This window comes from Flaviflexus huanghaiensis, from assembly GCF_014118685.1.
In the GTDB taxonomy this organism is placed as follows: Bacteria; Actinomycetota; Actinomycetes; order Actinomycetales; family Actinomycetaceae; genus Flaviflexus; species Flaviflexus huanghaiensis.
Window position 1 is genome coordinate 176,470 of record NZ_JACFAK010000003.1, and the last position, 14,692, is coordinate 191,161.

Annotated in this window: 9 protein-coding genes; 6 read left to right on the top strand and 3 right to left on the bottom strand. The window is 62.0% G+C overall.

Annotated features, from left to right (window positions below):
- Positions 1–344: 344 nt before the first annotated feature.
- Both rplJ and rplL read left to right on the top strand, forming a co-directional pair.
- A complete protein-coding gene (gene rplJ / locus H7E91_RS03705) occupies positions 345–866 on the top strand; it encodes a 50S ribosomal protein L10 (protein ID WP_182353759.1) in 522 nt (173 codons plus the stop codon).
- A gap of 51 nt (positions 867–917) precedes the next feature.
- Entirely contained in the window at positions 918–1,307 is a 390-nt protein-coding gene (gene rplL, locus H7E91_RS03710) for a 50S ribosomal protein L7/L12 (protein ID WP_182353760.1), read from the top strand.
- 560 nt (positions 1,308–1,867) lie between these two features.
- Here rplL and H7E91_RS03715 read toward each other — a convergent pair.
- From H7E91_RS03715 to H7E91_RS03725, 3 genes are read right to left on the bottom strand one after another with little or no spacing between them, the layout of a single operon-like run.
- Complete coding sequence (locus H7E91_RS03715; RefSeq protein ID WP_182353761.1) at positions 1,868–2,356, bottom strand: response regulator; 489 nt, start codon at positions 2,354–2,356, stop codon at positions 1,868–1,870.
- Positions 2,353–4,236 carry an ATP-binding protein gene (locus H7E91_RS03720; protein ID WP_182353762.1) on the bottom strand — a complete coding sequence of 628 codons (1,884 nt, stop codon included), beginning with the start codon at positions 4,234–4,236 and terminating at the stop codon, positions 2,353–2,355. The genes H7E91_RS03715 and H7E91_RS03720 overlap by 4 nt, the downstream gene beginning before the upstream one ends.
- A complete protein-coding gene (locus H7E91_RS03725) occupies positions 4,233–5,669 on the bottom strand; it encodes an SLC13 family permease (protein WP_182353763.1) in 1,437 nt (478 codons plus the stop codon). The genes H7E91_RS03720 and H7E91_RS03725 overlap by 4 nt, the downstream gene beginning before the upstream one ends.
- Before the next feature lie 494 nt (positions 5,670–6,163).
- On the opposite strand from H7E91_RS03725, the gene rpoB reads away from it, so the two are divergent.
- From rpoB to rpsG, 4 genes are all read left to right on the top strand, one after another.
- A complete protein-coding gene (gene rpoB, locus H7E91_RS03730) occupies positions 6,164–9,613 on the top strand; it encodes a DNA-directed RNA polymerase subunit beta (RefSeq protein WP_182353764.1) in 3,450 nt (1,149 codons plus the stop codon).
- A 75-nt stretch (positions 9,614–9,688) separates the two neighbouring features.
- Entirely contained in the window at positions 9,689–13,579 is a 3,891-nt protein-coding gene (locus H7E91_RS03735) for a DNA-directed RNA polymerase subunit beta' (protein ID WP_182353785.1), read from the top strand.
- Between the two features lie 254 nt (positions 13,580–13,833).
- Positions 13,834–14,208 carry a 30S ribosomal protein S12 gene (rpsL, locus tag H7E91_RS03740; RefSeq protein ID WP_126042100.1) on the top strand — a complete coding sequence of 125 codons (375 nt, stop codon included), beginning with the start codon at positions 13,834–13,836 and terminating at the stop codon, positions 14,206–14,208.
- Complete coding sequence (gene rpsG / locus H7E91_RS03745) at positions 14,208–14,678, top strand: 30S ribosomal protein S7 (RefSeq protein ID WP_182353765.1); 471 nt, start codon at positions 14,208–14,210, stop codon at positions 14,676–14,678. Before rpsL ends, rpsG begins: the two co-directional genes overlap by 1 nt.
- Positions 14,679–14,692: the final 14 nt, after the last annotated feature.

A 14,692-nucleotide genomic window follows, 5' to 3' on the forward strand; every position in this document is an offset into this window, starting at 1 on the left:
ACCTTGTTATGCATAGTAGTAGGTGGAGAATAGTCTGTCCAGAGGAGGCGCGACCTTTCGAGGAAGTCGATCGATGTGGGGGCGCATAAAGTTGTTCGGTGTCGAGCGTCCGGCGCCTCGCGTGACTTCGTGAGTTGTCCCGCACACTTCTCATCCTCTGCTTGGCAGCGCGCTAGCGATCTCGTAGTCTGGAGGATGCCGAAGACCGCCGGTCACCCGTGAGCCAGACGGGGTGAAATTCGAGAGAAGCCAGCGCAGGTGAGTATAGAGCTTTCAAGCCCCGTGCCGCCTGCACGGGGTTTTGTCGTTTCGTGGCTAGGCGGCAATAAGTGGAAGGAGGCCCTATGGCAAGGCCGAATAAGAGCGAAGCAATCGCTGAACTTGTGGACCTGTTCCGCGAGTCGAGCGGCGCTCTTCTGACCGAGTACCGCGGTCTCACCGTTGAGCAGCTGAAGGATCTTCGCCGCGCAATGGGTGACAACGCCGAGTACAAGGTTGCGAAGAACACTCTTGCGAAGATTGCCGCGAAGGAAGCCGGCGTTGAAGGACTTGACGATGAACTCGTCGGCCCCACCGCTATCGCTTTCGTCAAGGGCGATGTTGCCACCGTGGCAAAGTCGCTCCGCGACTTCGCCAAGGGCAATGACAAGCTGATCATCAAGTCCGGTGTCCTCGAAGGGGCTCTCATGCCCGCCGAAGATGTCGCGAAGCTTGCGGATCTCGAGTCGCGCGAAGTTCTGCTCGCCAAGGCGGCGGGTGCCCTCAAGGCATCCCTGTTCAAGGCTGCTTACGTTCTCCAGGCGCCGGTCACCAAGACCGTGCGCACCGTCGATGCCCTGCGCGAGAAGCAGGAAAACGCTGCCTGAGGGCGGCACTAGTAAATTCTGCTCGCGTAGCAGTAAGGAAGGATGCCAACCATGGCTAAGCTCACCCCCGAAGAGCTCATCGAAGCTTTCAAGGAGCTCACCCTCGTCGAGCTCAACGACTTCGTCAAGAAGTTTGAAGAGGAATTCGAAGTCACCGCTGCCGCTCCGGTTGCCGCTGTTGCAGCTGCTGGCGCCCCCGCCGCCGGTGAGGCCGCCGCTGAGGAGGAGAAGTCGGAGTTCGACGTCGTCCTCGCCGCGATCGGTGACAAGAAGGTCCAGGTCATCAAGGAGGTCCGCGCCCTCACGTCGCTCGGACTGAAGGAAGCCAAGGACCTCGTCGACTCCGCTCCCAAGGCTGTCCTTGAGGGTGTCGACAAGGAGACCGCCGACAAGGCCAAGGAGGCCCTCGAGGGCGCCGGCGCCACCGTCGAGCTCAAGTAACAGCTCTAACGAGCTGATTGAGGGGATGGATTCCGGGTTTTCCGGAGTCCATCCCCTTTTTTGTGCTCTGCAAGTCAGTCCGTACCGATCGGGATGCCGATGGATTCGACTCGGCACTGCGGCACTGTTCTCTCATCCACCTTCGGGGTGTCCACCCCCGCCCGCTCAATTGAGCCCAGCAGATCGGGGCAAAACTGTTGGGCCCCACAGGCAGGGACGTATGCTCATTGGTCACGCGCTTGGTCGCCATGTGGATCGGGGCGTGACCCGCTCGAGGGATGCGTGCCACCACAGCTCCGTAGCCGTTTTTCGAGACACTCGGCGCCTCTGTGTCCGTGCTGACGAAACTTCACGCGGCTCGGATTACGTGCACGACGAAAGTCGGCACGGTGACCTTAGGCGAGGTTGCGCTCTTTGCGGCTAGTCGAGATACCGCGGAATCCTGACGACTCAATCGTGAAGTCAGTTGTCCGGTGACTCGGTTGACGGACTCACGCTTCGTCGTCCTTGCCTTGCGCCGCGGCCGTCGCCCGCGGGCTCAGACCTGTATCTGGGGATGATCAGGACAGGTCACCGCGGTCACGAATGATCATCATGGCCCGCACCCGGTCGAGGATTGACATATACGGGAGGGGATCGATGCCTGTGTCCTCGACATAGTCCGTCATGCAGTGGGATACGACCTCTCGCAGCTCCTCGGCGGTCCACGGCTTGGCGAGATAGTAGTCGAGATGAGCGTCGTTGACCGCCTTGATCGTGTCCGCGAGGTCGGCTTGGCCGGTAACAAGGACTTTTCGGGTGCGGACTGTCCTCTCGTCGCCCATCATCTCGATAAGGAACTCGACGCCGGTCGTCCCTGGCATGCGGTGGTCGCAGAGGGCGACGGCGAGCTCATCGCCATCACGGTCGATGTCATCGATAACGCCCCAGGCGTCCTCGACATCCTCGGCGACCTCGATGCGGATGACACCAGTCAGGTCGATGAGGTCGCGTTCGAGCGCGTCGCGAACTTCCGGCTCGTCGTCGAGGATAAGTAGTGCGAGTGTCATGGTCCCTCCAGAGGTAAATCGACCGTGGCGACAGTGCCGCCCGGATGAGAATCGAGAGTAATCGTGCCGCCGTGTCGTTCGACGATTGATCTGCTGATCGTCAGGCCGAGCCCCATGCCGTACTGAACGCGCCCGGCTTTCGTTGTGAATCGCGGTTCGAAGATATGTTCCAGAGTAGCGGGGTCGATGCCGGGGCCGTTGTCCGTGACCCGGACTCTCACCCAGCCTGGCCGCGGCGAGCTCGTCGTGACCGTGAGGAGGGGATTGTCGGCATCCGCGAGCGCATCGGCCGCGTTAACGATGAGATTGGTCCACACCTGTGACAGCTGGGCGGGGTGGCAGAAAATGGGCGGAAGGTCCGCATACTCCCGCTCCACGTCGATCCCGCGAAGCCTGTGGGAGAGGAGCCTGATCGTATCCTCGATTGTCTCTCGAACCTTGATTTCGGTCAGAGAATCACCATCGGGGCGCGCGTACGAGCGCAACGAATCGACGAGAGAATTGATCCTTGTCGACGCTGACCTAAGGTTGCGCAGTCCTGTGCCGATCGACGACGCACGCTCGACCTCTTCGATGAGTTGGGAGCGGCGGCCGGCTGGCATCCTCGTCGGCATGACGCTCTCCAACATTGCCGCGGTTACTCCGGCGAGGCTGAGCCGCTGTGCGAGTAGAGCATCGCCTGTTAGATCGGTCAATTGCCGACGCTCCTCGCGTACCTCTCTCGTCGAGAGAGGCGTGGAGTGAAGGGACGCGTGAAGCGCAGTACTGGCCGCTTGAAGGTCCTCGGACTCTCCCCTCTCGACAGCGAGTGTGACGTCCTCGACGAGGTGATCGACGCTTCTCATAATCGCCGCGATCGGGTTGTTCAACTCGTGAGCGACGCCCGAAGCCAACTCACCAAGCGTCGCAAACCGCGCCTGGCCCATGAGCTCGGCGCGAGCGTCTTCGAGGTGTTTGTAGGTCTCTTGCAGCTCCTCCTGTTCGCGTCTGAGCTGAGCCATGAGCTCGACCTTCTCGACCTGGATGTCTTCTGCTCGGCGAAGCCGCCTGTCAAGGGAGCGGATGAGGAGGACGGCGATAAGGAGCGCCGTTTCCGGCCGGGTTCTGATGACCCTGTTGAGCTGTTCGAACGTGAGTCTGACCCCGGTAACCTCGGTTGTCGTTCTCGACGTGAAGAACGCCTCGCGCCGATCGGTGAGGGAGAGCAGTCCGATGATTCGGCCTGTGCTGGCGTGGTGCATGAGGAGGTTGCCGTCGTGAGATTCCCGTTCGAGCGCAACTTCGCCCGCCAAGCTGAGCATGGCCTCCTCGACGGCTGTGCCCTCGATGGTGAGCCGGACCCCGGGAGGGACGGTCACTCGCGGCTGATAGCCAAGGCAATCGTCGATGCCGGCGACGATCTGCGCCATGACCTCATCGTCCGACAGGGGAGTGGAGAAAATGAACGTCTCTTTCGTCGGCGCATGGCGGACGGTGTCGAGGCTGCTACTCTCCGCGAAGCGTCGCACCTGATCGGCCATGTCCTGGAGAAAGAGCTCAGAGTCGAGGTTGTCTGTATGAACGATGAGGTCGAGCTTCCCTCGGTCGGCGAGTCGTGCAACACCATCGACGCTCGGTGAGCTTGACAGAAGGACGACACGGACGGTCGGAAAGCGATCGACAATGGGGACGAGCACCGCGTCTGGATTGCCCTCTGAGGACGGAAAACTTGCGCACACGTAGACAAGGAGATCATCGGGGGCAAGCCCGTCGAGCCACTCCTCGGCGGCGGCTGCGGTCGGCAGATGGACGACAGTGCACCTGCAGGGGTGGGAGAGGAGCCGGGACACCGCACGATGGGCGTTCTGGCTGCTCCCAATGATGAGACCCCACGACGTCATACGAGCCCCATGAGCTCCCATAGTGGCGGCATGGCGAAAATGAGGAGAAGAGTTGCTGCGAGGCCGACGATGACGCCGACGATCGCCATGTTCTTGACCGACACTTGGCCCGTCGAGTAGGCGATCGCATTCGGTGGTGTTGAGATCGGCAAGGACATGCCGAAGGATGTCGCAACCGCGACGACGACAGCGACGACGATGACCCCGATACTGTCGAGCGAGACCGCGAGCGTCACCGCGAGGGGGACGAGGAGGTTGGCGGCCGCCGAGTGGGAAATGACATTGGCGAGGCCGAGACCGATCATTCCGAAAACAAAGAGAAGGAGGGTGGGGGAGAAGGTCTCCCATGGGATCGAGTCGACCATCCACACGTCGAGGCCGGTCGCTCCAACGCCGGTGCCGAGGGCGATGCCACCCGAGACGAGCCAGAGGACGGGCCAGTCGAGTTTTTTGACGTCCGCGCCTTCCATGACTCGCAGAGACAGCAGTGCGACAACGGGGAAGAAGCCGACGGTATTCGACGAGACACCGTGGAACGGCTCTGTCATCCACAGGAAGATTGTGAGGCCCGTAATGACGTAAAACAGCTTCGCATTGCGGGACGTTTCCCAGTTCTTTCCGAGCTCGACCTCGATCTTCCCCTCCTTCGGCAGGAAGAGTGCGCTGAGCAGGAACCACGACGCGAAGAGGACGACAAGCACAAGCGGGAGCGCCATGATCATCCACTCGACGAAGGAGACGTGGATGCCGCGCTCCTCAAGAGCGCCGAGCGCGATCGCGTTCGGGGGAGTGCCGACCGGCGTGCCGATGCCGCCAACATTCGCCGCGAGCGGGATCGACAGCGCGAGACCGGCCTTCGATTTGGCGTCCTTCAGGCTCGCGATGATCGGCATGATGACTGCGAACATCGTCGCCGTCGTCGCCGTGTTCGACATGAACATCGACAGCAGAGCCGTGATGATCATGAGCCCGAGGATCGTGATCCTGATGGAACCGGCGAAGGGTTTGAGAAGGACGGCGGCGATGTTGCGATCGAGACGGTACTTCTCCGCGCCCTCGGCAATCATGAACCCGCCAAGGAACAGGATGATGACCGGGTTTGCTAGCGCGGCGAAATAATCGGAGGCTGGTAACGCGTCGACGGTCCCGCCAGGGTCGATGATGGCGCCGCTTGACACCATGAGGACCTGGAGGAAGATGACGAGGACCGCCGTTGCGACCAGGGGGATCGCTTCGGTGATCCAAAAGACGATCGCGAGGAAGAAGATGGCGAGCATTCGCTCGCCGGGTTCCTCAAGGCCGGGGATGTCGATAACGAGGGGGAACGTGAAGGCAATAAGTCCCGTGACCAGTCCAACGAGTTGGGTCCGGGAGAGGGAGCTTTCTTTCCTGCGCCGCGTTCGAGCCGGGGCTTCATTGACTGGCTTGCTCATAATGACCCCATCGTAGATGTGGCCCTCGCGCCATCGTGGGACCTAGGACTGCGGACGGCGCTCGCGGATGGTGTTCCAAAGTGGCGCGATCACGCGCCAGAGGAGGAATAATCGGCTAGCGACAGGGGGCTGCGCGGGAGCAACGTGCGACCGACCGGTGTCCTATCTCAACTGCTTGTCTCTCGCGGCGGGGTACGCTGGAAAAAGCGGAGAATTCCGTGTACCTTCCAGATAGTGGCACGACGGCTCCGCCCACACGGACAAGATCGAGCAGCACGCATTGGCATAACGAGAGCAGGCCCGGTATCCTGCTCACCCGTGACCCCTTGCACAGGCGCAGGGGCTGGACCGTCCTGCGTTGACGGTGTACATTTATTATTTGCGCTCACTTGTGTGGGGTGACGTATATCTTCGGGAGATCCGAGCGAAAGCGACGCCGATCCAGCCCTGCACGCGTGAGTCACGCCTTACCATCTCCAGGGAAGGGATCCCACTTGGCTGCTTCGCCTAATTCGACAGCATCCGCTTCGCGTAGCCGGAAGGCTCGCGTTTCTTTCGCCAAGATCAAGGAGCCTATGCAGGCGCCTGATCTGCTCGGTCTGCAAACCGACAGCTTCAACTGGCTTATCGGCTCACCAGAATGGCGAGCGAATGCTGATCCATCCGAGAAGTCCGGTCTGGAAGAGGTCTTCGAAGAGGTCTCTCCGATTGTCAACTCGGCAAACACGATGACTCTGTCATTCTACGAGCCTGAGCTCGAACCTCCGAAGTACACGGTAGAGATGTGCAAGGAGAAGGACCTTACCTACTCCGCCCCGCTGTACGTCAAGGCGGATTTCTACTTCCGTGAGACGGGCGAAATCAAGTCCCAGACCACGTTCCTCGGCGACTTCCCGCTCATGACCCCGGGCGGCACCTTCATCATCAACGGCACCGAGCGTGTCGTTGTCTCGCAGCTTGTTCGTTCCCCTGGCGTGTACTTCGAGAACGAGCGCGACAAGACGTCGGACAAGCTCATCTACACAGCAAAGTTCATCCCCTCCCGCGGTGCCTGGCTCGAGTTCGAGATTGACAAGCGCGATGCCGTCGGTGTCCGCGTCGACCGCAAGCGCAAGCAGTCCGTCACCCACTTCCTCAAGGCCTGGGGAATGACCGACGAGGAGATCCGCGAGGAGTTCGCCGACTACCCGATCCTCATCGACACCCTCGAGAAGGACACGGTCCAGACGAAGGAAGAGGCGCTGACGGATGTGTACCGCAAGCTGCGTCCGGGCGAGCCGCCGACCGCACGCGCCGGTGAAAACCTCCTGACCAACCTTTACCTGTCGGACAAGCGCTACGACCTTGCGAAGGTTGGTCGCTACAAGATCAACAAGAAGCTCGGCCTCGACCACGAGAACAAGAGCCGTCAGCTCACGCTCGAGGACATCGTCGGTGCGATCCACTACATCCTTGCTCTGCACGCCGACCGCGCGGAGGCGAACTGCGGTGGTCCGCACGATGTTGCAATCGAGTTCGACGATATCGACCACTTCGGCAACCGTCGTATTCGGGCCGTCGGAGAGCTTATCCAGAACCAGGTCCGCACCGGCCTGTCGCGACTCGACCGTATGGTCCGCGAACGGATGACGACGCAGGAGGCCGCGGCGATCACGCCGTCCTCGCTTATCAACATCCGTCCAATCGTGGCCGCGATCAAGGAGTTCTTCGGAACCTCTCAGCTGTCGCAGTTCATGGACCAGAACAACCCGCTGTCCGGGCTCACGCACAAGCGTCGCTTGTCAGCGCTCGGCCCGGGCGGTCTCGCCCGTGACCGTGCGGGCATGGAAGTCCGTGACGTTCACTCGTCCCACTACGGACGCATGTGTCCGATCGAGACACCGGAGGGCCCGAACATCGGCCTCATCGGATCGCTCGCAACATTCGCCCGTGTCAACTCGTTCGGTTTCCTCGAGACCCCGTACCGCAAGGTCGTCGGTGGTGTTGTGACAGACGAGATTGTGTACCTTACTGCCGACGATGAGGACCGCGCCCGCATCGCCCAGGCAACCGACCGTCTCAACGATGACGGCACGTTCATGGACGAGGAAGCGCTCTGTCGTGAGGCTGGCGGCGAGCCCGCTCTCCTCGCGATCGACGACATCGACTACATGGACGTCTCGGCACGCCAGATGGTGTCAGTTGGTACGGCCATGATTCCGTTCCTTGAGCACGACGATGCTCACCGCGCCCTCATGGGTGCAAACATGCAGCGCCAGGCTGTTCCGCTCCTCCGCACCGACGCCCCGCTCGTGGGAACCGGCATGGAGGCACGCGCCGCCGCTGACGCAGGAGAGGTTCTCGTGTCAGACGTTGCCGGCTCGGTCGTCGAAGCGTCGGCAGACCTTGTCCGCATCGCGACTGACGACGGCGACTACCGCTCCTACCGGATCACGAAGTTTGAGCGCTCTAACCAGGGCAACTGTTACAACCAGAAGGTTGTCGTCTCGGAAGGTGATCGTGTCGAGGTTGGCACGATCCTTGCCGACGGTCCGGCGACCGAGAACGGAGAGCTCGCGCTCGGCCGTAACCTCCTTGTCGCCTTCATGGCGTGGGAAGGCTTTAACTTCGAGGACGCGATTATCCTGTCCCAGCGGGTCGTGACCGATGACTCGCTGACCTCGATTCATATCGAGGAACACGAAGTTGATGCTCGTGACACGAAGCTCGGTCCCGAAGAGATCACGCGGGACATCCCGAACGTCTCTGAGGAGGTTCTCGGCAACCTTGACGAGCGCGGCATCATCCGCATCGGCGCAGAGGTTAACGCAGGCGACATCCTCGTCGGCAAGATCACCCCGAAGGGTGAGACCGAGCTGACGAGCGAAGAGCGCCTCCTGCGCGCCATCTTCGGCGAGAAGGCCAAAGAGGTTCGCGACACGTCGCTGCGAGTTCCGCACGGCGAGTCCGGCATCGTCATCGGCGTCCGCGAGTTCTCGGCTGAGAACGATGATGAGCTGGCGGCTGATGTCCGTCAGACCGTCCGCGTCTACGTTGCGACCCGTCGCAAGATCACGATCGGCGACAAGATGGCTGGACGTCACGGCAACAAGGGCGTTATCTCCCGCATCCTCCCCGTCGAGGACATGCCGTTCATGCCGGACGGTACCCCGGTCGACATCATCCTCAACCCCCTCGGTGTTCCGGGCCGTATGAACCTCGGTCAGGTCTTCGAACTTCACCTCGGGTGGATTGCCGCGAACGGCTGGGATGCGACGCAGGCGCGTGAGGACGGCGAGGAGTGGGCACTACGCCTACCCGAAGCTGCGATCACCGGCGCCCCCGGACAGACCGTGGCGACTCCCGTTTTCGACGGTGTCGAGCCGGATGAGATTGAGGGTCTACTCGGCGCGACACTACCCAACCGCGATGGCATGCATATGGTCGGTAGTGACGGCAAGGCGAAGCTGTTCGATGGTCGCTCCGGCGAGCCGTTCCCCGAGGAGATCTCGGTCGGCTACATGTACATGCTCAAGCTGCACCACCTTGTCGATGACAAGATTCATGCACGTTCAACTGGTCCGTACTCGATGGTGACCCAGCAGCCGCTCGGCGGTAAGGCCCAGTTCGGCGGCCAGCGACTGGGCGAGATGGAGGTGTGGGCGCTCGAGGCCTATGGGGCCGCGCACACCCTCCAGGAGATGCTCACCATCAAGTCGGATGACACGGTCGGCCGCGTGAAGGTCTACGAGGCGATCGTCAAGGGCGATAACATCCCCGAGCCGGGGATCCCAGAGTCGTTCCGCGTTCTCATCCAAGAGATGCGCTCTCTGTGCCTGAACGTCGAGGCGCTCGACGCCAGCGGCAACACCATTAACCTGCAGGATACCGAAGACGACTTCAGGCCCCGCGAGACGCCCAGGCTCTCCACCGGCCTCGAAGACTTCGGTGCAATGGAATTCTGATCTCGGAGCAAGGGCTGGGCTGTGCGCCCACCCAGCCCTCTCCGCGGCAGGGTGCAGAAGGAAGAAGTAGGAATCTTGCTCGACGTCAACCTTTTTGATGAACTCCATATTTCGCTTGCGACCGCACAGGACGTGCATTCGTGGTCGCACGGCGAGGTGAAGAAGCCTGAAACAATCAACTACCGCACGCTGAAGGCCGAGAAGGACGGCCTGTTCTGCGAGCGCATTTTCGGTCCCACGAGGGACTGGGAGTGTGCGTGCGGTAAGTACAAGCGTCCCCGCTACAAGGGAATCGAATGCGAGCGTTGCGGTGTGGAAGTCACCCGCGCGAAGGTCCGTCGCGAACGCATGGGCCACATTGAGCTCGCAGCGCCCGTCACCCATATCTGGTACTTCAAGGGTGTCCCCTCCCGTCTCGGGTACCTGCTCGACATCGCTCCGAAGGACCTCGAGAAGGTCATCTACTTTGCCGCCTACATGGTGACGGACGTCGATGAGGAGGGCCGCTCGGAGTCGATGCCAGAGTTGCGCGGCGAAGTCGACCTGGAACTCAAGGAAATTGAGAACCAGATGAACGTCGACATCGAGAATGTTGCGCAGCGGATGGAGCAGGAACTTGAAGAGGCCGAAGCCTCCGACGCGACAGCCAAGGAGCGCAAGTCGATCCAGGAGGCGGGCGAGAAGGAGCAGGGTCAGCTCCGGAAGGCCGCCGAGGCGGAGCGTGATCACCTCGAAGAGGTGTGGGACCGCTTCATGAAGCTCAAGGTCGGCGACCTTGAGGGCGATGAGGACATTTACCGCGAAATGTACGGCCGTTGGGGCATGTACTTCGAGGCGTCCCGTGGCGCCGAGGCCATCCAGGCCCGCCTGCGTACCTTCGATCTCGAAGCTGAGGCTGAGATCCTCCAGGAGACGATCAAGACCGGCACGGCGCAGCGAAAGACTCGCGCGCTCAAGCGGCTCAAGGTCGTCAATGCGTTCCGCACGACCGGCACGAAGCCGGAGTCGATGGTCCTCGACGTGCTCCCGGTCATTCCGCCGGACTTGCGTCCCATGGTCCAGCTCGACGGCGGCCGGTTCGCGACATCGGATCTCAACGATCTGTACCGTCGCGTCATCAACCGCAACAACCGTCTCAAGCGCATGATCGACCTTGATGCGCCAGAGATCATGGTCAACAACGAGAAGCGGATGCTTCAGGAGGCCGTTGACGCACTGTTCGACAATGGCCGCCGCGGTCGCCCCGTCCAGGGCGCCGGCAACCGTCCGCTCAAGTCGCTGTCGGACATGCTCAAGGGCAAGCAGGGCCGGTTCCGCCAGAACCTTCTCGGTAAGCGTGTCGACTACTCGGGCCGTTCGGTCATCGTCGTTGGCCCCACACTCAAGCTTCACCAGTGTGGTTTGCCGAAGGCCATGGCGCTCGAGCTGTTCAAGCCGTTCGTGCAGAAGCGTCTCGTCGACCAGCAGGTCGCGAAGAACATCAAGGCTGCGAAGCGCCTCATTGAGCGTCAGCGCTCCGAGGTGTGGGACATCCTCGAAGAGGTCATCACCGACCACCCGGTTCTCCTCAACCGCGCACCGACGCTTCACCGTCTCGGCATCCAGGCATTCGAGCCGCAGCTTGTTGAGGGTAAGGCCATCCAGCTACACCCGCTCGTCTGTGCGGCCTTCAATGCGGACTTTGACGGTGACCAGATGGCGGTCCACCTGCCGCTGTCGGCAGAGGCGCAGGCTGAGGCCCGCATCCTCATGCTGTCGGCCAACAACATCCTCAAGCCGTCGGATGGCCGGCCGGTCACCATGCCTTCTCAGGACATGATCATCGGACTGTTCCACCTGACGAGTGAGACCGAAGTGACGGGCGATGACCGCCGCAGGTTCTCTTCGGTCGGCGAAGCCATCATGGCGTTCGACAACGGCGAGGTCGGTCTCAACGACACCGTCCTCATTCGTTTCCCGAAGCTTGTGCCGCCCCGCGGCTGGGTTGCTCCCGAGGGCTGGTCGGATGAAGATCCGATCCTTCTCGAGACGACGCTCGGCCGTGCGCTCTTCAACGACGCCCTTCCGGTCCAGTTCCCGTACGTCAACGAGACGGTGGACAAGAAGCGTCTCGGAGCGATCGTCAACGAGCTCGCCGAGCGCTACCACAAGGTCGATGTCGGCGCCTCGCTCGATGCGCTGAAGTCGACTGGATTCTACTGGGCAGGACGTTCCGGCGTGTCGATCTCGCTTGCCGATATCGAAGTTCCCGAGTCCAAGGCTGGCATCCTCGAAGAGGCTGAGGAGCAGGCCGCGAAGATCGAAGAGCTGTTCGAGAACGGCATGATCGAGGATGCGGATCGCCGTCGCGACCTGTCAGACCTGTGGTCGGAGGTGACGGAGAACGTTGCTCAGGAAATGAGGAACAACTTCTCGAAGGACAACTCGGTTAACCGGATGGTGACGTCCGGTGCGCGCGGCAACTGGACCCAGGTCCGTCAGCTTGCTGGCATGCGAGGTCTCGTCGCCAACCCGAAGGGCGAGATTATCTCCCGCCCGATCAAGTCGAACTACTTCGAAGGACTGTCGGTTCTCGAGTACTTCTCGGCAACACACGGCGCCCGCAAGGGAACCGCCGATACTGCTCTGCGCACGGCCGACTCGGGCTACCTCACCCGTCGCCTTGTTGACGTCGCTCAGGATGTCATCATCCGGGAGCACGACTGCGGTGTCACGAGGGGTCTGACGAACCGGATCGCCCACGTGGACGAGACGGGCGTTCGCCGCCTCGACTCGACCGTCCCGACGTCGGTTTATGCTCGTACGCTTGCCCAGGACGTGACGGACGCCGATGGCAATGTCATCGTCGCGGCAGGCACCGATCTCGGCGACGTTGAGATCGAGCGCCTGTTCTGCGCGGGTCTTGACGAGGTCATGGTCCGCTCGGTCCTCACGTGTAACTCCCGCACCGGCGCCTGCGCCATGTGCTACGGCCGCTCGCTCGCGACGGGCCTTCTTGTCGACATTGGCGAAGCGATCGGTATCGTTTCGGCACAGTCGATCGGTGAGCCCGGCACGCAGCTGACAATGCGGACGTTCCACACGGGTGGCGTCGCCTCGGCTGACGACATCACGCAGGGCCTGCCCCGCGTTCAGGAGCTGTTCGAGGCCCGCACCCCGAAGGGTGAGGCGCCGATCACGGAGGCGGCTGGTACCGTCGCGATTGAGGACGGCGAGCGGTCTCGTCAGATCGTCATCACGCGTGACGATGGCGGCGATGATCTGTCCTATCAGGTCTCTCGCTCGGTCAAGCTCCTCGTCGAGGATGGCCAGCATGTCGCCGTGGGCGAGCAGCTCACCGAGGGTTCAGTCGACCCGAAGAAGGTGCTCCGCATCTCGACTCGTCGCAGGGCACAGCTCTACTTGGTCGACCAGGTCCAGGCCGTCTACCGCTCGCAGGGCGTGGAGATCCACGACAAGCACATCGAGGTCATCGTCCGGCAGATGCTTCGCCGCGTCACGGTCATCGAGTCCGGCGACACGAACCTGCTGCCAGGCGAGCTGGCCGACGTCAAGGATTATGAGTCCGCAAACCGCGAGGCTGTAGCCCGCGGCGGCAAGCCTGCGACGGCGCGTCCCGAGCTCATGGGCATCACGAAGGCGTCGCTCGCGACCGATTCGTGGCTGTCGGCTGCATCGTTCCAGGAGACGACGAAGGTTCTCACCGAGGCCGCGCTCAGCGCGAAGCGTGATCCGCTCAACGGACTCAAGGAGAACGTCATCCTCGGTAAGCTCATCCCGGCCGGCACCGGTCTGGAGAAGCTGCGCACCGTCACCGCGGAGCCGACGACCGAGGCACGTCTAGAGTTTGAGAAGATGACGGGCTTCATCCGTCAGGATCTCGACCCCTACGACGGTCTCGACTTCGGTTCCGGTCTGTACGGCACCGGGTACTCGGGTTACGGCCCGGCGTTCACCGGCAACTGACTCCGGCAGCGCCGTGCGCTAACCACCTAAGGGTTTGGCCTGTGTCGAGCACCACCGCTCGATGCAGGCCATTCCTTTGACCTTGGCTAAGACATCCGGCTAATCTGATATACGGCGTTCGTTTTGACGAACGTTCCTCGCGCGCGGGAGTTGCACCCGTAAGCAAGGAGACGGCTCGGCGTTGCTGCGATAGACCGGATCGTCATGGGACAGGTCAGTCCTTCATCCACCATGTTTACTGAGCAGGAGATAGAGTGCCCACTATTCAGCAGCTGGTCCGCAAGGGCCGGTCAACGAAGCCAGGCGCCTCCAAGACGCCGGCCCTCCAGGGTAGCCCGCAGCGTCGTGGGGTGTGCACCCGCGTTTACACAACTACCCCCAAGAAGCCGAACTCGGCTCTTCGCAAGGTCGCCCGCGTTCGTCTGTCGACCGGCATTGAGGTCACCGCGTACATCCCCGGCGAAGGTCACAACCTTCAGGAGCACTCGATCGTGCTCGTCCGCGGCGGTCGTGTGAAGGACCTCCCCGGTGTCCGCTACAAGATCGTTCGCGGCTCCCTCGACACCCAGGGTGTCAAGAGCCGCCAGCAGGCACGCTCCCGCTACGGCGCCAAGAAGGAGAAGAAGTAATGCCCCGTAAAGGCCCCGCTCCGAAGCGCCCGATCGTCGTCGATCCCGTTTACGGCCAGGAAGTCGTCACCCAGCTCGTCAACCGCGTGCTGCGGGACGGCAAGAAGTCTGTCGCCCAGGCCATCGTGTACGGTGCCCTTTCGGGCGTCGGCGAGAAGTCGGGACAGGATCCCGTCGAGGTTCTCAAGCGCGCGATGGACAACATCAAGCCATCTCTCGAGGTCCGCTCCCGCCGCGTCGGCGGCGCCACCTATCAGGTGCCTGTCGAGGTCAAGCCCGGGCGCTCCACCACGCTGGCTCTCCGCTGGCTTGTCGATTACTCCAGGCAGCGTCGCGAGAACTCGATGACCGATCGCCTCATGAACGAGATTCTCGACGCCTCGAATGGTCTTGGCGCCGCAGTTAAGCGCCGCGAAGACACCCACCGCATGGCCGAGGCTAACAAGGCCTTCGCCCACTACCGCTGGTAAGCGGCCGTCCGACC